Source organism: Candidatus Methylomirabilis limnetica, from assembly GCF_003044035.1.
Taxonomy (GTDB): domain Bacteria; phylum Methylomirabilota; class Methylomirabilia; order Methylomirabilales; family Methylomirabilaceae; genus Methylomirabilis; species Methylomirabilis limnetica.
On the sequence record NZ_NVQC01000030.1, the window covers coordinates 14,400 to 33,378 of the forward strand.

At 59.2% G+C, this 18,979-nt stretch carries 18 protein-coding genes; 3 read left to right on the top strand and 15 right to left on the bottom strand.

The annotated features are described in order from the left end of the window. The first annotated feature begins 149 nt into the window (after positions 1–149). The 3 genes from CLG94_RS11405 (at position 150) to CLG94_RS11415 (ending at position 982) form a co-directional block, all read left to right on the top strand. A complete protein-coding gene (locus CLG94_RS11405; protein ID WP_107563647.1) occupies positions 150–434 on the top strand; it encodes a hypothetical protein in 285 nt (94 codons plus the stop codon). Then, positions 427–693: a type II toxin-antitoxin system RelE family toxin gene (locus CLG94_RS11410; RefSeq protein ID WP_107563649.1), complete on the top strand. Its 267-nt coding sequence runs from the start codon at positions 427–429 to the stop codon at positions 691–693. The genes CLG94_RS11405 and CLG94_RS11410 overlap by 8 nt, the downstream gene beginning before the upstream one ends. 76 nt (positions 694–769) lie before the next feature. Further along, positions 770–982, top strand: coding sequence for a metallopeptidase TldD-related protein (locus CLG94_RS11415; RefSeq protein WP_107563651.1), 213 nt, complete (start codon positions 770–772; stop codon positions 980–982). A 92-nt stretch (positions 983–1,074) separates the two neighbouring features. On the opposite strand, the gene CLG94_RS11420 is transcribed toward CLG94_RS11415, so the two are convergent. The 15 genes from CLG94_RS11420 to CLG94_RS11490 all read right to left on the bottom strand — a co-directional run bounded on the left by CLG94_RS11420 (position 1,075) and on the right by CLG94_RS11490 (position 18,965). Then, on the bottom strand, positions 1,075–1,317 hold the full coding sequence (locus CLG94_RS11420) for a hypothetical protein (RefSeq protein WP_107563653.1): 243 nt from the start codon (positions 1,315–1,317) through the stop codon (positions 1,075–1,077). A 27-nt stretch (positions 1,318–1,344) separates the two neighbouring features. After that, positions 1,345–2,937, bottom strand: a complete 1,593-nt coding sequence (locus CLG94_RS11425; RefSeq protein WP_107563655.1) for a TolB family protein — start codon at positions 2,935–2,937, stop codon at positions 1,345–1,347. A gap of 98 nt (positions 2,938–3,035) precedes the next feature. Then, positions 3,036–6,476, bottom strand: coding sequence for a DNA polymerase III subunit alpha (locus CLG94_RS11430; RefSeq protein WP_107563657.1), 3,441 nt, complete (start codon positions 6,474–6,476; stop codon positions 3,036–3,038). Positions 6,477–6,632: 156 nt separating this feature from the next. After that, positions 6,633–6,854, bottom strand: a complete 222-nt coding sequence (locus CLG94_RS11435) for a pilus assembly protein HicB (RefSeq protein ID WP_107563658.1) — start codon at positions 6,852–6,854, stop codon at positions 6,633–6,635. A 4-nt stretch (positions 6,855–6,858) separates the two neighbouring features. Then, positions 6,859–7,074, bottom strand: a complete 216-nt coding sequence (locus CLG94_RS11440) for a DUF433 domain-containing protein (protein WP_107563660.1) — start codon at positions 7,072–7,074, stop codon at positions 6,859–6,861. A gap of 37 nt (positions 7,075–7,111) precedes the next feature. Then, positions 7,112–7,255: a type II toxin-antitoxin system PemK/MazF family toxin gene (locus CLG94_RS11445; RefSeq protein WP_107563662.1), complete on the bottom strand. Its 144-nt coding sequence runs from the start codon at positions 7,253–7,255 to the stop codon at positions 7,112–7,114. A gap of 149 nt (positions 7,256–7,404) precedes the next feature. After that, positions 7,405–8,937 carry a glutamine-hydrolyzing GMP synthase gene (gene guaA / locus CLG94_RS11450; protein WP_107563664.1) on the bottom strand — a complete coding sequence of 511 codons (1,533 nt, stop codon included), beginning with the start codon at positions 8,935–8,937 and terminating at the stop codon, positions 7,405–7,407. Between the two features lie 108 nt (positions 8,938–9,045). Then, positions 9,046–10,509 (bottom strand): IMP dehydrogenase, encoded by a 1,464-nt coding sequence (guaB, locus tag CLG94_RS11455; protein ID WP_107563666.1) that lies wholly within the window; start codon positions 10,507–10,509, stop codon positions 9,046–9,048. Positions 10,510–10,645: 136 nt separating this feature from the next. Continuing rightward, positions 10,646–11,632: a tryptophan--tRNA ligase gene (gene trpS, locus CLG94_RS11460; protein WP_107563668.1), complete on the bottom strand. Its 987-nt coding sequence runs from the start codon at positions 11,630–11,632 to the stop codon at positions 10,646–10,648. A gap of 199 nt (positions 11,633–11,831) precedes the next feature. After that, positions 11,832–12,476, bottom strand: a complete 645-nt coding sequence (locus tag CLG94_RS11465; RefSeq protein WP_107563670.1) for a site-2 protease family protein — start codon at positions 12,474–12,476, stop codon at positions 11,832–11,834. 234 nt (positions 12,477–12,710) lie between these two features. Continuing rightward, a complete protein-coding gene (locus tag CLG94_RS11470) occupies positions 12,711–14,033 on the bottom strand; it encodes a CCA tRNA nucleotidyltransferase (protein ID WP_107563672.1) in 1,323 nt (440 codons plus the stop codon). A gap of 224 nt (positions 14,034–14,257) precedes the next feature. Next, positions 14,258–15,145: a site-specific tyrosine recombinase XerD gene (gene xerD / locus CLG94_RS11475; protein WP_107563674.1), complete on the bottom strand. Its 888-nt coding sequence runs from the start codon at positions 15,143–15,145 to the stop codon at positions 14,258–14,260. Positions 15,146–15,168: 23 nt separating this feature from the next. Continuing rightward, positions 15,169–16,323, bottom strand: coding sequence for a glycosyltransferase (locus tag CLG94_RS11480; RefSeq protein WP_161954159.1), 1,155 nt, complete (start codon positions 16,321–16,323; stop codon positions 15,169–15,171). Positions 16,324–16,498: 175 nt separating this feature from the next. Beyond that, the gene (locus CLG94_RS11485) at positions 16,499–18,073 is read right to left on the bottom strand and encodes a glycosyltransferase family 2 protein (RefSeq protein ID WP_107563677.1); all 1,575 of its coding nucleotides are present in this window, start codon (positions 18,071–18,073) and stop codon (positions 16,499–16,501) included. Between the two features lie 163 nt (positions 18,074–18,236). Next, on the bottom strand, positions 18,237–18,965 hold the full coding sequence (locus tag CLG94_RS11490; protein ID WP_275666233.1) for a prepilin peptidase: 729 nt from the start codon (positions 18,963–18,965) through the stop codon (positions 18,237–18,239). Positions 18,966–18,979 lie beyond the last annotated feature (14 nt).

The following is an 18,979-nucleotide window of genomic DNA, read 5'->3' on the forward strand; positions in this document are numbered from 1 at the left end:
GTATCCTTCTTTCACCCCACCGCCTTGACCGAATCCGAGCTCTGGATCTGCTTTCCCCTTATGGTCTCCCCGATCATGGAGGCACTCGTGATTCCTCTTGGTCTATCGTGGATATCAATGTATCCTCATAACAAGGAGGATAAGACGATATGGGAAAGAAACAAACCGTCAGCGTGGTCTTAGATGCTGAGGTGGCGGACGCCCTGAAAGCGGAAGCGGTGGGTCGGGACCGTAGCATGAGTTGGATCGTAAACCGCCTCCTGGGTGCAGCCCTCCGGCCTCCCCATCGGATCACCCTTGAGGAAGTGCTACCCGAGGACCCCGACTGGGAGATCATCCATGCGCGCCGCCACGAGCCGCTCGCCAACTTCGACATTTATCACCGGGAGCGGGTGAAAAAGAGCGGACTGCGAAAGACCGCACGAGATGGCTGATGCCTACAAGGTCCGTTTCCGCAGCCGCTCTGTCCGTAAAGAGCTGGATAGCCTGGACGATGACACGTATCTCCGTATTGTGGCAGCGATCCACCGCCTTCGGGAGAATCCTCGCCCGCCAGAGACGAAAAAACTCACCGGGCAGGAGGTCTACCGCATCCGACTAGGCGACTACCGGGTCCTCTACACGGTAGATGACAAGGCGAAAGAGGTACGGATTGAAGCGGTCCGCAGGCGGAACGAACGGACATATGACTGACAGGGAGCGCACGATCGCGCGGAGTTCATTCGGTTGGTAGACGAAGGCCTCTCCATCACAACTCATCGGCCCCGGCGTGAACCTCGTCACAGGCGACTACTCGCAGAGCGCGGTGGGGTTCTGGATCGAGAAGGGTGAGCTGACCTACCCGGTAGAGGAGATCACCATTGCCGGTAACCTCAAGGAGATGCTCTTGGGGATCGAGATGGTCGGTAATGACCTGACATTTCGCAGCAGCGTCATCGCCCCCACCCTCAAGATCCACCGCATGACCGTCGCCGGACACTAATGCGGACAGAACACTCACGCCGTTACTGACGTCCAGGAAATCTTAGGACCAAATTCTACTTTGAAACCGCCGATCATCCAAATGCCGCCCGATCAACGCTCATCGTTACCCTTCGACTTCCACTCACCCTTCCGCTCGATGGCGAGATATCCCCGATCCCTGGCTCTCACAGCCCGACGCAGCGCTTCGAGCGTCGGCCACGGGCATTTTGCCGGCCACACACCCTCGCCGTGGAGTTCCGCCGTTATCCGAGCATGGCCGTAGGCCGCCCTCTTTATTTGGGCCGCAGCCGCCTTGGCGAGGCTCAGGCTCTCCTTGAGGGCACTACACAGCACGTCCCGATGAAGCCGAGCGCCGGTTGACTACTGCACCGTCACCGACAGATAGTCATAGACCCCGTTCAGATTCAGGCCGGCGCTGGTATCGATATTGAGGTGGCCATCCACGACAAAGTCACAGCCCAGGTACAGTTCATAGGTTCCCACCGGGGCGGTGTCGGAATAGAGCGAGTAGACGCCATCAGCTTGCCCACTACTCAGATACGGGGTGACAACCGAGAGATCCGCTGGAAGCGGTACCCACCCAAGGGCGCCAAGGTACGACCAGGGCATTCCCATGGCCGGAGCGTTGACGACCAGAAATATCTCCTTGTCGCTGCATCCTTGGACAGTATAGGTAACCGTCACAGGATTCGTTAGGGCCGGTCCTGGGCCGGAGCCGACAGCCTCCAACTCAACCGACGGGCTGCTAGCCAGGATGATCTCATGGTTACCGTCGGAGTTGCCGCCGGTCAGGTTGCTGGTGGAAACGAAAGCGATCCGGGTACCGTCGGCGTTGAGGGATGGATCGAAGCTGTCGCCCCCGGTGGTGGCGGTAAGCTGGATGAAGCCAAAGACGGAGGTCCAGAGGAAGATTTCGGAATTGCTGTCGGGGTTGCTGCCGGTCAGGTTGCGATTGGAGCGAAAGGCGATTCGTGTACCGTCGGCGGAGATGGAGGGATCCCAGTTGTAACCCCCGGTGGTGGTGGTGACTTGGGTGAAGCCGGAGCCGGAGGTCCAGAGGAAGATCTCAGAATTACCATCGGAGTTGCTGCCGGTCAGGTTACTGGTGGAAACAAAGGCGATTTTGGTGCCGTCAGCGGAAATAGAGGGACTGTCGCTCCCGCCTCCGGTGGTGGTGGTAACCTGGGCGAGACCGAAACCGTTAGTCCAGAGGAAGATCTCAGAGTTGCCGCCCGGGTTGCCACCGGTCAGGTCGTGGGTGGAGTAAAAGGCGATCCTGGTGCCGTCAGCGGAGATGGAGGGGTTGTAGTGGGTGCTAGCACCGTTGGTAGCCGTAAGCTGGGTGAAAACGGACCCGGCAGTCCAAAGGAAGATCTCAGGATTACCATCGAGATTACCGCCAGTAACCAGGTTGCGGTCGGAGCCAAAGGCGATGCGGGTGCCGTCGGCATTGATGGAGGGGGCGAAGTTTTGGCCTCCAGTGGTATTAGTGACCTGGATGAAGCCGGAGCCTGAGGTCCAGAGGAAGATCTCATTGTTGCCGTCGGAGTTGCTCCCGGTCAGATTGCGGGTGGATAGAAAAGCAATTCGAGTACCATCGGCGGAAATAGAGGGGTAGGAGTAGGTGCTGTCCCCGGTAGTGTCAGTGATCTGGGTAAAGCCGGATCCGGCAGTCCAAAGGAAAATCTCCCAGTTACCGTCGAGATTGCTATTCTGGACCAGGTCGCGGCTGGAGCGAAAGGCGATTCGTGTACCGTCGGCGGAGATGGAGGGGCTGGCGCTACCGTCCCCGATGGTGGTGGTGAGTTGGGTATGCGTGAACTGGGCCTCGGAGATCACGGGGTTCCACCAGGCAACCAACGTTATGGCCGCAATCGCAACAACGTACCGCCACCACATATTTATCCCCATGTCTCTGAATGTGTACCACTTTAGTCCTATCGCACTCCGCATCGCCCCCTCCGTCTGAAAGTTAACGCCCGTCGACAAACAGCAACGCTCCCGTCTGTTCCTCACAAATACGCTGCAGATTCCTGACGGGGTCTCCGAGATCACGCGCCGGTGATCGTACCCGGGCCCAACAGGGCCTCCACCTCTCGCCTGAGCAGCTCGTCCGCTGCGACGGTCATGTCTGGCGATGCGGCAATAGTCACCTGGGCACCTGGCGCAACGCTCAGGTGGAGCTTGACAGGAACGGGTCCAGGAAATCTCAGTAGCAGGCCTTTGAGCTGCTCCAGTTGCGGGGCGGACAGGTGCGATTCCTCTACCGTGATCTCCACTATCGACCTTCCGTTGCGCCTGGCGTTCGCAAGAGGACTCACCTCCGTCAAGAGCAACTTGACCACCTCTTCGCCCACATCCACCTGTCCCTTTACCAGAACGGCCACATCCTTCACCAGGTGGAGCAGGTTCGCCTTGTAGAGCTCAGGAAATACTACCGCCTCTACCGTTCCGACCATATCTTCGAGCGTCACGAAGGCCATCCGCTCTCCGTTCTTTGTGGCGATCTCCTTGATGGCGACCACGATGGCGCATAGCGTGACCGTCTCTTTGTCCTGGCAGGTCGCGAGGCGATCGGTGGTAACAGCCGCAACCTTCGCGATGACATCCCGATAAGCGGCCAGCGGGTGGCCGGTGACGTAGAAGCCTAACGTCTCCTTTTCGGCGGCCAAGCGTAGGCTTGCCGACCACTCCGGGATGACTGGCAGCGCTCCTGCCTGGTGGCCGAGCCCGCCCTTCGTCTCCAGGACATCCAGCATTGAGACCTGGCCATGGACCCGCTCCCGCTGTACGCCGGCACCAGCCTCCATCGCCTTGTCCGCAACAGCCATGAGCTGAGCCCTCGCCGCCCCGAGAGAGTCGAATGCCCCGCACTTGATCAGACTTTCGATCACCCGTTTATTTACGAGGCGCAGGTCCACCCGCTCGCAGAAGTCGAAGATGGAGCGCAAAGGACCTTTGCCCCGCCGTGTGGCCAGGATCGACTGGATAGCCGTCTCACCGACATTCTTGATGGCCACCAGCCCGAATCGAATCTGCTCCCCCACGACGGTAAAGCTGCTTTCCGACTCGTTGACATCCGGTGGCAGAACCGTGATCCCCATCTGTCTGCACTCGTCGATGTATTTGGCGATCTTGTCGGTATCAGCCATCCCGGAGGTAAGGAGGGCCGCCATGAACTCAACCGGGTAATGGGCCTTGAGGTAGGCGGTCTGATAGGCCACGATGGCGTAAGCAGTCGCGTGGGGTTTGTTGAAGGCATACCCCGCGAAGGGGGCCATTTTATCAAAGACCTTTTCCGCCGTCCGCGCCGGGATCTTTTTCGCCTTCGCCCCGTCGACAAATTTCTTCCGCTGTTGATCCATCATCTCGGGGTCTTTCTTGCCCATCGCCTTACGCAGCACATCCGCCTCTCCCATTGAGAAACCGGCAAGATCCGAGGCGATCCGCATCACCTGTTCCTGGTAGACCATGATCCCATAGGTTTCTTTGAGGATCGTCTCCATCAACGGGTGGTCGTAGCGGATCTTGACCTTACCATGCTTGCGGTCGATAAAGTCATCGATCATCACCATCGGTCCGGGTCGGTAGAGCGCCACGATGGCGATGACGTCCTCCAGCCGTTCCGGCTTCAGACGCCGCATCAGATCCCGCATCCCCGAGGATTCCAGTTGAAACACCCCGAAGGTCCGCGCCTCGCTGAGCAGTTGGAAGATCGCCGGGTCATCGAGGGGGATCTCCTCGATCTTAAACCTATGCCCGCGTCCCGCCGCGATCAGTTCCAGGGTGTTGGCGATGACCGTCAGGGTCCGAAGCCCCAGAAAGTCGATCTTCAACAGGCCAATCGTCTCGATGCCCTTCATGGCGTACTGGGTCGTCGGCTTGCTGCCGGCCTTTGAATCTTTGTAGAGCGGGACATGCTCGGTGAGTGGGTCGCCGGAGATCACGACACCCGCCGCGTGGGTTGAGGCGTGCCGTGTCAGTCCCTCCAGACATTTGGCAATCCGCCACAGCTCCTCCACCTCTGCCCGGCTCTGCACCGCCTCGGTAAGCGGTGGGCTCTCGGCAATCGCCTCGTCCAGACTGATATTGATCCGATTGGGGACCAACTTGGCGATCTTATCCACCTCGGAATAGGGCATCCCCAGGCCCCGCCCGACGTCCCGGATGACCGCCTTGGCGCCCATCGTCCCGAACGTGATAATCTGGGCTACATTGTCGGCTCCATATTTCCTGGTCACATATTCGATCACCTCATCTCGCCGATCATCGCTGAAGTCGATGTCCATATCCGGCATACTGATCCGTTCGGGGTTCAGGAACCGTTCAAAGATCAGGCCGTACCGGAGCGGATCGATGTTGGTGATGCCAAGGCAGTAGGCAACCAGCGAGGCAGCCGCCGAGCCACGGCCAGGACCGACTGAGATCCCCCGATCCTTGGCGTACTTGATGAAGTCCCAGACCACCAGGAAGTAACCGGCGAAGCCGGTCTTTTGGATGACCTCCAGCTCGTACTTCATGCGCGTCTCAACCTCGGCATTCACATCCGGGTAACGGACCTTCAGTCCCTCCCAGGCCAAATGGGCCAGATAGGTCTCGATCGTATACCCCTCTGGCGCCTGGTACTTGGGCAGGCGGAGCTGGCCGAACTGGAGCTGGAGGTTGCAGCGCTCGGCCACGGTAATAGTGTTCTTAACCGCCTCCGGCAGCTCGACAAAGACCTGCTTCATCTCCGCTGCCGATTTGAAGTAGAACTGATCGGTAGAAAAGCGCCACCGATCCTTGTCCTGAATCGTCTTCCCGGTCTGAATGCAGAGCAGCACCTCGTGGGCACGCGCATCTTCTTTGCTGGGATAGTGCAGGTCGTTGGTGGCGACAATCGGCAGCTCGAAGGCCTTGGCGAGTCGCAAGATGCCCTCAGCGACCTTTTTCTGCTCGGCCATTCCGTGGTCCTGAATCTCTAAAAAGTAGTTCTCACGCCCTAGCGCCTCGGTATACCAACTGACAGTCTCCCTCGCCCGAGCCTCGTCGCCATTCAGCAATGCCTTGGCCGCCTCACTGTTCAGGCAGCCGGAGAGGACAATCAGTCCTTGACAGTGCTGGGCAAACAACTCCCGGTCGATTCGAGGCTTATAGTAGAACCCCTCCAGATAGCCGGCCGAAACCAGCTTGATGAGATTCTTATAGCCGACCTGGTCCTTGGCCAGCAGGGTGATGTGGCTGGCGCCCTCGTAGCCGCTGTCCTGATTGGATCTCTCAAAACGGCTGCCGGGCGCAATATACACCTCACAGCCGATGATCGGCTTCACCCCTTCCTTCATCGCGAGGGTATAAAAGTCGATCGCACCGAAGAGGTTGCCGTGATCCGTGACAGCCAGGGCAGGCATCCGGTACTCCTTCGCCTTGGCCACCAGCTTCTCCAGGGAACAGGCCCCATCCAACAGGCTGTACTGGCTATGAACGTGCAGGTGCACAAAATCAGAATGGTGCATGAATCCTCCGAAAAACCAGGGTGTAGGGCATAGGGTTCGGGTTAGGAAGTGCGGCTTGCCGGTTCAGCGTCGGACCTCCAACTGAGCAAGAACTGGTGTCGGTGTTAGGCGCTGGCTTACAGTAATCAAGTCCATTCGTTTTCTGTAGTTCGAACCTTACGCCACTTCCTGCATGGGGCGAATGCGAGGACTGGGAAGTGGGCGTTCCTTAGCCTCAAAATGACGAATGACATCCTCGACCACTTCGCACAGTTCACTGTAGAGTCTGACCGGATCATCTCCATGAATTCCGGTAATCAAATCAGGACACTTCCCAATATACGTGTGATCTTCTTCACTCCACTCGACCCACTTATGATACTGATCGCTCTCTTTCATTGACTCACCTTCTCGTCAGGAGGGCGGACTTGGCTAACTCGAGAACGGCAATGGCGTGTTCACGGGAAACGATGGGAAAGTCCTTCAGAAACTCATCAAGGGTATCCCCGGCTTCCAGATAATCGATGAGAGTCTGGATAGGCACTCTGGCGCCAGCAAAGACGGGGATACCACTCAGTCGATCTGGCGATGTTGTGATCAATGGCTCTGGAACAAGCATCCTGCTCTCCGTTCGTGGTAGCTGACCCGACTCCAGCCTAGCACGCTTGCATCTGATTTGTGATCGGGCAAAGAAGAACTAAGCCAACTTTCTGGTTGTAGGACTGGGGGGAGGCGATCAAGGCCGGCCGGCGGCCGACCTGTTTATGTCCTGCCTGGGGATCACAGTCGACCCAGACAATGTCCCCGCAGTCTGAGACATACGGTACTTGCCATCACAAAGCTTCCTTGCCGACAGGCCGACCGGTCTTAAACTCGGGGTGAATATTACGCTTGGATACCCTCTTGAGAAGATCCTCAAGCCTGTATTGCGGCGATCGAGCTTGCTGGTTCACTCCCACTCGATGGTGCTCGGAGGCTTCGAGGAGATGTCGTAGACGACGCGGTTGACGCCCTTCACCTCGCTCACGATCCGGCTGCTGATCGCCTGGAGCAGGTCATACGGCAGGCGCGCCCAGTCGGCCGTCATCCCGTCGAGGCTGGTGACGGCCCGAATGGCGATAACATGCTCATAGGTCCGCTCATCGCCCATGACGCCGACGGTTTTAATCGGGAGCAGGATAGCAAACGCCTGCCACAATTCGCGGCCCACCTCCGTCTTCGCCACCTCCGCCTCGACGATGGCATCGGCTTCTCTGAGTAGGTCCAGCCGAGCCTTCGTCACCTCTCCGATAATCCGGATGGCCAGGCCAGGACCTGGAAACGGCTTGCGCCAGAGAATGACATCCGGCAGGCCGATCTCCTTCCCAAGCTCTCGCACCTCATCCTTAAACAGCTCTCGCAGCGGCTCGATCAGCTCAAAATCGAACTGCTCCGGCAGCCCCCCTACGTTGTGGTGGGATTTGATCGTGACCGAAGGCCCCAGGACCGATACGCTCTCGATCACGTCTGGATATAACGTGCCCTGTGCGAGGAAATCGAATCGTCCCAGCCTCCGTGATTCTTCCTCAAAGACGGCAATAAACTCAGCGCCGATGATCTTCCGTTTCTCCTCGGGATCGATGACCCCTTTGAGCCGGGCGAGGAATCGCTCCGCCGCATCGACCGAGATCAGGTGGAGACCCAGGTGCTCGCCCATAGCCTGAAGAACCTGCGCTTCTTCGCCCTTCCGAATCAGGCCATTGTCCACGAAGACGCAGGTGAGTTTCGGACCGATCGCCTGGTGGATTAGCAGCGCGGTGACCGAAGAATCGACTCCGCCACTCAGGGCACAGAGGACCCGCCGATCCCCTACTTGGCGCCGAATACGATCGATGGCAATCTCGGCGAAGGAACGCATCTGCCAATCCGAGGCGCAACCGCAGACCTTGAACAGGAAATTTCCGAGGATCGCCTTCCCGCTGTCAGTATGGGCGACTTCAGGGTGAAACTGAACCGCGAAGAGCGGCTGCACTCGATGGCGGATCGCGGCAAAAGGCGCATTGGCTGTGTGGGCGAGGCGACGGAACGTGTCGGGGATCCCCTCCAGCTTGTCCCCATGGCTCATCCAGACGCTGAGATCGCCTTCAAGGTTGAAGAAGAGATCGGTGCTATCGTCGATCACGAGCTTCGCCCGACCATATTCCCGGTAGGCCGATCGAGTCGTAACAGCGCCGTGAAGGTGCCCGAGAATCCCCATCCCATAGCAGATCCCCAGGACTGGCACGCCCAGCTCGATGACCTCGCCGTGGCAGAGTGGAGCATCCGGTTGGTAGACACTGGCCGGACTACCGGAGAGAATGATCCCCTTTGGATCAAAGACTTTGATGTCGTCTAGTGGCAGGCTGAATGGATGGATCTCGCAGAAGACACCCAGTTCGCGGACGCGGCGGGCGATCAACTGCGTGTACTGCGAGCCAAAGTCAAGGATCAGGATCTTATTCATGGAGAGCAGCTTTCAGCGATCAGCCGTCAGCGATCGGTGTAGGGGCAGGGCCTGCCCTGCCCAAAGAGGGCGCAGCAAGCGGCGCCCCTACGCGGCTGAACGCTGTTCTTAATCCAACCGGTAGTTTGGCGCTTCTCTTGTGATGATGACGTCATGCACGTGGCTCTCGCGGAGACCTGCGGACGTGATCCGAATGAAGCGGCCCTTCTGGCGAAGATCCTCAATGGTGGAACAACCGCAATAACCCATGCCGGCTCTCAGCCCCCCAACGAGTTGGTACACGCTGCCAGCCAGAGTCCCTTTATAGGGCACGCGCCCCTCAATCCCCTCGGGAACAAGCTTGCTCTCCTCTGTTTCAGCTTCCTGGCCGTACCGATCCCTTCCACCACGCTGCATGGCACCTAACGAACCCATGCCCCGATAGACTTTATAGGTCCGTCCCTGAAAGATGACCGTCTCGCCTGGGCTCTCCTCGGTCCCCGCCAGCAGACCTCCAAGCATCACGACATGCGCCCCGGCCGCAATCGCCTTGGTTATGTCGCCCGAGAACTTGATGCCGCCGTCGGCAATAATTGGGACACCATGTCGGTCGGCGATTTTGGCGCATTCGGCGATGGCTGTGATCTGCGGGACTCCTGCTCCGGCGACCACCCGGGTCGTGCAGATGGAGCCTGGACCGATTCCGACCTTCAGTCCGTCGGCCCCGGCCCTGATCAGCTCCTCGGCCCCTTCCGCCGTTGCGATGTTTCCGGCGATCACCTCGGTATCGGGGTAGCGCCGCTTGATCGTGGCTACCGCCTCTACCACCCCGCTGCTGTGTCCGTGGGCGGTATCCACCACCAGGACATCGACGCCGGCCCTGACCAACGCGTCTACCCGTTCCGGCGTCTCTTCGCTCACGCCGACGGCCGCACCCACGCGCAGTCGCCCCAACTCATCCTTACAGGCGTTCGGGTACCTGATCGTCTTCTCGATATCCTTAATGGTGATGAGACCGCGGAGGTTGAAGTCATCATCCACCACCAGCAGCTTCTCGATCCGATTCTGATGGAGGATCTCCTTCGCCTCTTCCAGGCTGGTCCCGACCGGCGCTGTTATGAGTCGCTCTTTGGTCATCACCTGGGAAATCTTCAGGTCAAGCTTCGTCTCGAAGCGAATGTCACGGTTGGTCAGGATGCCGACCAATTTTCCGTTCTGCGTCACGGGGACGCCGGAGATTCGATAGCGTTGCATCAGTCCCACGGCATCAGAGAGCTTCTGGTCTGGTGAGACGGTAATCGGGTCCACGACCATCCCGCTCTCGGACTTCTTGACCTTGTCGACCTCACGGGCCTGCCGATCCGGAGGGAAGGCCCGATGGATCATACCAATTCCCCCCTCCCGGGCTAATGCGATGGCCATCGTGGCCTCGGTCACGGTGTCCATCGCGGCGCTGACGACTGGGATGTTGATCGTGAGACGTCTGGTCAGGCGTGTACACACATCGACATCCCGTGGCAGGACCTCGGACTTCGCAGGAATCAGGAGTACGTCGTCAAACGTCAGTCCATCTGGAATCGAGCGATCAAGCATCACGGCACCTCATCGTTGAGTCATGAGTTTCGAGTCTCGGGTTTAGAGTTTCGAGTTTGAGGAACTCCCGAATCTCCTTTCAACTCAGAACTTGGTACTCCGAACTCGAAACTCGGAACGCGAAACTCGAAACGGGTTACATGCCCATCGCGGCCTTGACCTCTGACAGGGTCTCGCTCGCAACCTTCTTGGCCTTGGAGTACCCATCTTCCAATACCTCCTGAGCGATCTCCGGGCGAGTTGCCAGCTCCTGCCGCCGGTCGTAAATGGGCCGAAGGATCGGAAGCATGTGCTGCAGGAGAACCCCCTTACAATCCAGGCAGCCGATCCCTGCCGTCCGGCAGCCGGGATCGATGATGGTGTCCCGCTCGACCTTAGGAGTGAAGATCTTGTGCAGGTCAAAGACCGGGCAGACATCAGGATTGCCGGGATCGCTCCGGCGCACCCTGGCAGGATCCGTCACCATCGGCCTGATCTTTGCGGTCACCTGTTCGGACGAGTCGGTCAGATAGACGGCGTTACCGTAACTCTTGCTCATCTTGCGGCCATCGGTGCCCGGAACCTTCGGGAACTCCGTCAGGAGCGCCTCCGGTATAACGAAGACCTCACTGTATAGGTGGTTGAAGCGTCGCGCAATCTCCCGTGTCAATTCCAAATGCGGTACCTGATCGATACCGACCGGCACATATTCAGCCTTGTAGAGTAGGATGTCCGAGGCCATCAGGACCGGGTAACCCAGAAATCCGTACGTGCTGAGGTCTTTGGTGGTGAGCTCCTGCTGCTGCTCCTTGTACGTTGGATTCCGCTCCAGCCAGGGGACAGGCGTGATCATCGACAGCAACAGGTACAGCTCCGCATGTTCATGAAGCCTGGACTGCAGGAAGAGGGGCGCTTTCGAGGGGTCGATCCCGGTCGCCAGCATATCCAGGACCATCTCGCGGATATTCTCCCGGATGCCCTTCGTCTCGGCGTACTCGGTCGTGAGCGCATGCCAGTCGGCCACGAAGAAGAAGCACTCATACGCTTCCTGTAATAGACGCCAGTTATCCAAGGCCCCGAACAGGTGGCCGAGGTGAAGGCGCCCCGTCGGCCTCATCCCACTCAAGACCCGACTCTTCGACATCGACGAATGTGCTCCTTTTCCGTAACTACTCAGATAGGTAGATAGGCTGAAGGCTGAAGGCTCTTAGGGGTAAGTCATGCGTGATCATACAAAACTCCGAAAAGGTCTTGAATGGCTCGTTTCGTGCCGTGCAAGATAATTTAGAACCTTCAGTCTTCAGTCTTCAGCCTAAACACCTGAGTAGTTACCCTTTGCCCTGCTATACGCCGAGCAACAGCCCGGCAACCAGCGCGATGGGCGGCCAGATCAGGCGATCTACCACCCCGCTGAACATCAGAACCATTAGAACAACAAAACCGTACCGCTCGATCCTGCTGTACGAGGCGGCATGGCGGGGCGGCAAGAGGCCGGCCAAGACGCGGCCGCCATCGAGCGGCAACAAGGGAATCAGGTTAAAGATGGCCAGCGCCACGTTGATCAGTACGCTCCAGTGCAACATATGATGGACCGGTGTGCTGAGCCACGAAAGCAACCCGGTGGACTCACCCACCTCTGCCGTCCCATCGAACAACCGAAGAGACAAAGCACACACGGAAGCGAGGATGAGGTTCGCGCAAGGTCCAGCCGCCGCCACCAAAATCATGTCGCGCCTCGGATGTCGGAGGTTGTCGAAATTCACCGGAACCGGCTTGGCCCAGCCCACCGGCGTGAAGATCAGCGCCAGGGTTCCGACCGGATCGAGATGGGCGATGGGGTTAAAGGTGAGGCGGCCTAACAATCGCGCGGTTGGATCGCCACGCTTGTCGGCAACCCACCCGTGGGCATACTCGTGAAACGTCAAGGCTGCCAGGATAGCCGGCAGCTTCACGCTCGTATTCAGAATGAACTGCGTTAGATCAAACATGTCATCTCTATTGTCTAGCACCCAGCCTAAATTAGCCTGAACTTACCGTAACAAAGGGGACCCCCCTTGTCAATCCCGAAGGCTCCCCTGAGGTAACCATTCAGTTACGGGTGGAAAATCTCCCCTAACCCCTCTTCTCCAAAGAGGGGGACTAACCGTTTCCCCCTTTGGAAAAGGGGGATTAAGGGGGATTTTATAAAAAACACCACATTTTCTTTAATGATTTTCCCCCTCTCACTGAATGGTTACCCCCTGGGCGACGCGCTGAAGGACAAACGAGGTCTCATCCTCTTTGGTGCGGAGGCGCCCGTCCAGCTTGGCCGAGCGCAGGGCGGCAAGGATCCTCCGATAGATGGGGCCGGGCTGGAACCCCAACCGGCCCAGATCCCCCCCTTTGAGCAGCGGCACAACGCTCCATGAGGTGGCGAGATATTCGGAGACCGCCTCCTGCGCCGATCCTTTCACAAGTCCGGCCAGGAGCACGATCCTGGCCTCCGGTGAAAGGGGATCGAGAAGCCGGGCGATCCGGCTTTGGCGAAGATCGATGGCGCGTGTCAGCTTCTGCACAGCTTGTCGACATGCCTTGTGGTCGGCCGCAAGCTTCTCGGCAATCCCTTGGGGCGGGGTGAGCCTTGTGAGGATGGCAACAACCGTCCTTGGATGCAACAGATAGAGCATCCCAAGGAGAAGTACCTCATCTTCTGCTGCTCCCTCCAGTAACGGCATCGATGATGCCTGAGTGAGTATCCGCCCCACGCGTTCGAGCAGACCGAAGGCGGCAGCAGGGAGGGCGAGCTTCGGATGAATAGCCGTCAATACGTCCAGATCCCCAAGACGCCTGATGATGCGGGAAGCGGATGGTTCCTTCGCAATCAGGTAGAGCTCCCTGAAAATTCTCGAACCGGTAAGATGCCTGATCACTCCCCCCTTCACTGCAGCCTTCATCAACCGCAAGGTGCCTCGAGCAATAACAAACCGGTATCGGCCCTCAAACCGGGCTGTTCTGAAGAGCCGGGTGGGGTCGTCGATGAAACTCCGCTCGTGTAGGACTCTGATCCGCCCGCGCTCCAGGTCCCGGAGTCCTTCCAGTGGATCAATGAGCGGTCCGAACCGATGACGGTCGATGCGGGCAGCCATAGCATTGATGCTGAAATCCCGTCGAAGCAGATCGGCGAGCAGTGGGGCGGGTTGAACCTCCGGCAGCGCGGCAGCATGCGGGTATCGTTCCGACCTGGCGGTGGCGAGATCGAGCGTTCTGCTCCCCGATCGGCGTCGGGGACAGGCCCCAGGAAGCCGTAGGTGGGCAGTTCCGAACCTTGGGTGAGACGTCATCACTGCCCTGAGGAAGTGCGCCAGACGTTTGGCCGCAGCGATCGCATCGCCCTCAACTACCAGATCGATATCAACATTGCCCTGGCCAAGGAGCAGGTCCCGCACATAGCCGCCGACAACATAGATCGGCGAAGGGGCGGCAGCCCTGCGTGCAGCCTCCAGCGCCCTCCGGCTGAGAGGGTCAAGCTTTCGGAATTGTGGAAGCTGCATCACATGCGTTGACATCGTTATTGCCTCGAAAGCCCCCCCACCCGTCCCCTCCCCCCCGGATCGAGTCCGGGGCAGGCTCTCCGAGGGGGGAGGGTTAAGGAGGGGGTGCGTCGCACCTCGCACTTAGGGCAGCCACAAGGGCTGCCCCTACATGTCGTACCCTGCACCGGGCGCAGCAAGCAGCGCCCCTACGCACTTCGCACCCCTACACCCTACACCCTATACCCTAAACCCTGTCCTTAGGCCCTTGGGTGGTAGCGGTTGTAGACCGTCTTCAGGTGCGCCCGGGAGACGTGAGTGTAGATCTGCGTCGTGGAGATATCGGCGTGACCTAACATCATCTGGACCGCCCGAAGATCGGCGCCGCGCTCGAGCAGGTGCGTGGCAAAAGAATGGCGAAGCGTGTGAGGGGTCACCCGCCGATCGATCCCCGCCGCTACCGCATGCGCGCGGAGGAGCTTCCAGAAGCCCTGACGCGTCATCGGCCACCCAAGGCGGTTCAAGAATAGCACAGGACTTGACCGTCCTTTTTGAAGATGCGGCCTTGAGGTAGCGAGATACTGGCGAACGGCCGTCTGGGCATCGCTCCCCAGTGGAACCACACGGTCCTTCCCGCCCTTTCCTTGGCAGCGCACGTAGCCCACTTCCAGGTCCACATCGGACAACCGGAGGGTTACCAGCTCCGACACTCGAAGGCCGGCCGCGTACAGCACCTCCAGCATTGCCTTGTCACGGATACCTCGCGGATTGCTGGTGACCAGCGCGGCCAGCAGCCGCTCCACCTCCTCCTGGCTCAGCACCCCTGGTAAACGCATCCAGGGGCTCGTGGACTCGAGGTGCGCGGTGGGATCATCTTTCACATGGCCCTGCGCCAGGAGAAACCGGAAGAGGCCCCGCAGCGACGCAATGTGGCGCGCGACCGTGCGAGGCGCCAACCCCTCCTCTCGGAGCGTCAAGAGCAGGCGCGCGACCTGCCCGCGGCTGACCTCCTGGAATGCGCTAGCCCCAGCGTGCTTGAGGTAACCGGTTATCCGGCGAAGATCCCGCGCATACGCTGCCAGGCTGTTCTCAGCCAGTCCCCGCTCGACCGTGAGATACCTCAGGTATTCCTCGATCAACTGCTCCATGGTCAGCTGTCAGCTGACAGCTATTAGCTATCAGCTGCCCTTGTTAGGAGCCGCTCGTAGGCTTCGAGCAGCCGTGCGGCCGAGGCTTCGGCCGTCATCTGCATCGCCCTCACCCTGCCCTGCTCGGCGTAGCGATGGAGGCTCGCCCCATCGCGAAGCAACGTGAGCAAGCGCTGGACGAAATCATTCTCGGCATCATTGGCCAGCGCGCCGTTTACTCCATCGACAATGAAATCCGAGGTGCCAACAGACCGGACGGCCAAGACGGGGAGCCCGTGCGCCATCGCTTCGAGCACGACCAGGCCTTGGGTCTCCGAGACAGACGGAAAGACAAAGAGGTCCGCAGCCCGATACCAGCAGCCCACAGCCTGGTGCGGAACCGGGCCCACAAAGTGGACGCGGTCAGCGATGTCCAGATGGGTGGCCAGCCGCTGTAACGACCGCTCCTCATCCCCCTCCCCGACTACCAACAAAGTGAGGTTGGGCGCACCCCGAATCGCGGCGCGGACTGCCCGCAGGAGCAACTCGAGATTCTTTTCCCTGGCCAGCCGCCCCACGTACAAGAGGACCGGCCCGTCCTCCGGCACACCCAGGCGACGCCGAATCTGGGTCTTCGATTCCTCCGGCTCTTCCGGCGGCTCGATCCCCGTTGGAATCACTTCAATGGGAGAGGTGACCCCATGGGTGAGCAGCCGCTCCTGCACCCCTGAAGTGGGCGCGATGACCAGATCGGCCTGGTTGGCGAAGGCATAGCTCCGGGCCTCCGCGATCCTGGCAGCCAGGGGCGAGACGACCGGCAGGTAATGGGCATAATGCTCGTACAGCGTATGATAGGTAAACACGCACGGGACTCGTAGACGGCGAGCCAATCGGCGGGCGTAAGGCCCGACAAGGAACGGGTGGTGAGCATGGATGACCTGCAGCCCAAGGCGTGGAATCAGACGACGAAGCCCCACGGCGGCGGCTGGAATCGGCAAGGCATAGCGGTGATGTGTCGGAACGCGCAGCGATGGGAACCGGTAGGTGTCGGGCTCTACCTCCTGGCGGCCCGGGTAACGCGGTGCAAAGATAAAGACCCGGTGGCCGAGGCGACGCAGGTGAAGGGCAAATTGTTGAATGGAGACCGCGAGGCCGTTCAGCAGCGGGGAGGCGTTGCAGGTAAAAAAACCGATCCGCACCCAGCACCTCGCACTTAGGGCAGCCACGAGGGACTGCCCCTACGCTTCGCACTTCGCAGTACCAAGCACGGCAAATCCCCCCGTGCCCCCCTTTTGTAAAGGGGGGGTGGGGGGTTTTTGTACCCCGCGCTTAGGGCAGCCACAAGGGCTGCCCCTACACTTCGTATCCCGCACATCATTTCCGGGTGACCTCCGTGTGAGTAATGGAGATGCCAAGCGCCAGGCGAGCCTGCATGTAAAGCTGTGCCGTAGCCATCAGGAAATAGTTATGCAAATTGATCGGTGCGAAGGTGAGGCGAGACCACTCAAAGAGTTTCCTGGACTGCCGCCAACGGCGAGGCGGCCGTTGATAAATGATCGGCTTCAGCGTGTGGGGGACTAAAACCATGCTCAAGAACATCGAAGCGGTCAGTACAATCGTCTGGAATTGGAGATTAAAGGCGGCGAGTGGACTCACACACAGGCCCTTACTCCCGATCCGTAAGGCGAGCACATCAGGCGAGAGGAATACCTGAAACGGCCACAGCTCCTTGACGCAGGGGCTGATCCAGGAGATCAGGATCAGTTGCGCCGGTAAAAAGACCATGAGAGGTGGCATCGCGTTGGCAAACAGCGCCCGAAGCGCCAGGAACAACTTCCGCTTCAGCAGCGGCACCCGCATATCGTCAAATCTTCGCACGTAATTGACCACGAATTTGACGTCCACCGCGCCGCGTGCCCAACGGGCGATCTGGCCCCACGAGTCCCTGGTGGTGAGCGGCGCCTGTCCCCAGGTTGGCATCTTGACAGGGGCCACGCGAAACCCTTCCATCACCACCTTGTACCTAAACTGCATATCCTCGTTGTGACGATTCGGTTCAAAGTAGTCCACCGTACGGAAATCACGGAATAGGAGGCTCGTCCCGGGACCCAGGACCAGATAGTCGCCGGCAGTCTGCATCTTTCCCAACTGATACAGGACGAACCCGGAGTTGTGCAGACGAGGCAGCATCGGCACCTTCCAGTAGTTCGAGGTGTAGGTGGTCAGCGACTGCAGGACGACCCCTCGGTCTCCCCTGGCCATCGCACGTTCCGCTTCCAGCCGATGGCGATGCTCCCGGAAGGCAAGATCCTGTGGGTGCAGAATCGTATCGGCATCGATAATCAGAATCTTCAGGTCCTCATCCCGGAGCGCGCCATCATCGATCTGGCGCGCAAGATAACGGCCGGCCGCGCTAATCGATGTCGCCTTACATCTGTTCACGATCCCGTCGGTAGGATAGGTGAAGAGCCTGATCCTGATGGTCTTCTCGAGCGTCGGGAGGAGATCGCGTAGCGTGTGAAGCGTCTCTCGGTCTTCCGCCTCCACGATAGGAATCAGGGTAATCTGCTCCATCGGGTAGCGCTGCCTCTTGATCGAACGCATCGCCTGAAACAGCACGCGGCGGTTGTTCTCCCGCTTCAAGGGCATGAGGATCGCATAATGACTCAAGGAGTGGCCAGAGGTCTCGATCCTACTGCACCAGTCGGTCTCCATGTTGGCCAGTAGCTCCTGTCGCGTCTTATGAGCCCGGACCTGATTGATGATCAGGTAGCCGATCCAGAGGGTGATGACGGCAAATCGAAAGACCTCAGACCAGAACGGATCGCCAGGAAGGTATCGGAGTAGCGGGTAGATCGAGAGGAGCAGGAGGGTCGTGAGAATCGGAAGGATATCCAGGACCCGCTCGACCACCCCATGCATAGGTGTGGAACTATCGCGCTGCGTCATAGTGAACTCCTAGAAGTGAACTCGCACCCAACGGGCGCTCGCACCGTAGGGGAGGGCTTTATGCCCTCCCGATTAACGGGCGGGGATCAACCCCGCCCCTACGAATATATCATGACAGGCCAATGAACGGGTTGCGCTGTCAATCTCTCTTCTTGGGTGGCCATCATCGGAAGAGATTGACGTACCAGTCGATCACACGACCTCCACCAAACAGAGCAATGACCGCGCCGAGCGCCAGAAACGGCCCGAATGGAATCCGGTCTTTCCGCGATAACACACCGGCTGCGATCAGTCCCAGCGAAAGACAGGCGCCGAAGACGACCGCGAAGCCAAACGACACGAGCATGAGGCGCCACCCCAGGAATGCCCCGATCATGGCGAGCAGATTGACATCGCCGCCACCCATGCTCTCCTGCTTCAAGGCCACCTCCGCATACACCGCAATCAGGTACACCAGTCCGGCTCCGATCAGCGCTCCTGTCACGGCTTCAATCGGCGACGGATCGGAGGTCAGGATGCTTGCGACGAGGCCAATCGGTATGGCGGGAAGACTGAGCATATGGGGAATGATGCCATGGTCCAGATCGATAAATGTAATGACCACCAGTGCCGAGAGGAAAAGCAGGAGGAACACTGTTCGGATATTAAAGCCGAAGTGTAATACCGTCATGAGGAAAAGGCCTGCGGTAAGCCCTTCTACAAGCGGGTAACGCCAGGGAATTGACGCCTTGCACCGACGGCATCGGCCCGCAAGTAATACAAAGCTTGCAAGAGGGATATTATCGTACCAGGCTATCAGGCCATTGCACTGAGGACAGTGCGATCCAGGAAAGGCGAGGCCTTCGTCACGCGGGATACGCCATATACAGACATTCAAGAAACTTCCGACCACGAGCCCCAAGGGGA

Coding starts and splice junctions, on each gene's coding strand:
- CLG94_RS11425 (WP_107563655.1), bottom strand. CDS start 2,937: ATGCGGAGTGCGATAGGACTAAAGTGGTACACATTCAGAGACATGGGG.
- CLG94_RS11470 (WP_107563672.1), bottom strand. CDS start 14,033: ATGTCAACGCATGTGATGCAGCTTCCACAATTCCGAAAGCTTGACCCT.
- CLG94_RS11430 (WP_107563657.1), bottom strand. CDS start 6,476: ATGCACCATTCTGATTTTGTGCACCTGCACGTTCATAGCCAGTACAGC.
- CLG94_RS11410 (WP_107563649.1), top strand. CDS start 427: ATGGCTGATGCCTACAAGGTCCGTTTCCGCAGCCGCTCTGTCCGTAAA.
- CLG94_RS11440 (WP_107563660.1), bottom strand. CDS start 7,074: ATGCTTGTTCCAGAGCCATTGATCACAACATCGCCAGATCGACTGAGT.
- CLG94_RS11405 (WP_107563647.1), top strand. CDS start 150: ATGGGAAAGAAACAAACCGTCAGCGTGGTCTTAGATGCTGAGGTGGCG.
- CLG94_RS11465 (WP_107563670.1), bottom strand. CDS start 12,476: ATGTTTGATCTAACGCAGTTCATTCTGAATACGAGCGTGAAGCTGCCG.
- guaB (WP_107563666.1), bottom strand. CDS start 10,509: ATGCTTGATCGCTCGATTCCAGATGGACTGACGTTTGACGACGTACTC.
- CLG94_RS11485 (WP_107563677.1), bottom strand. CDS start 18,073: ATGACGCAGCGCGATAGTTCCACACCTATGCATGGGGTGGTCGAGCGG.
- trpS (WP_107563668.1), bottom strand. CDS start 11,632: ATGTCGAAGAGTCGGGTCTTGAGTGGGATGAGGCCGACGGGGCGCCTT.
- guaA (WP_107563664.1), bottom strand. CDS start 8,937: ATGAATAAGATCCTGATCCTTGACTTTGGCTCGCAGTACACGCAGTTG.
- xerD (WP_107563674.1), bottom strand. CDS start 15,145: ATGGAGCAGTTGATCGAGGAATACCTGAGGTATCTCACGGTCGAGCGG.
- CLG94_RS11435 (WP_107563658.1), bottom strand. CDS start 6,854: ATGAAAGAGAGCGATCAGTATCATAAGTGGGTCGAGTGGAGTGAAGAA.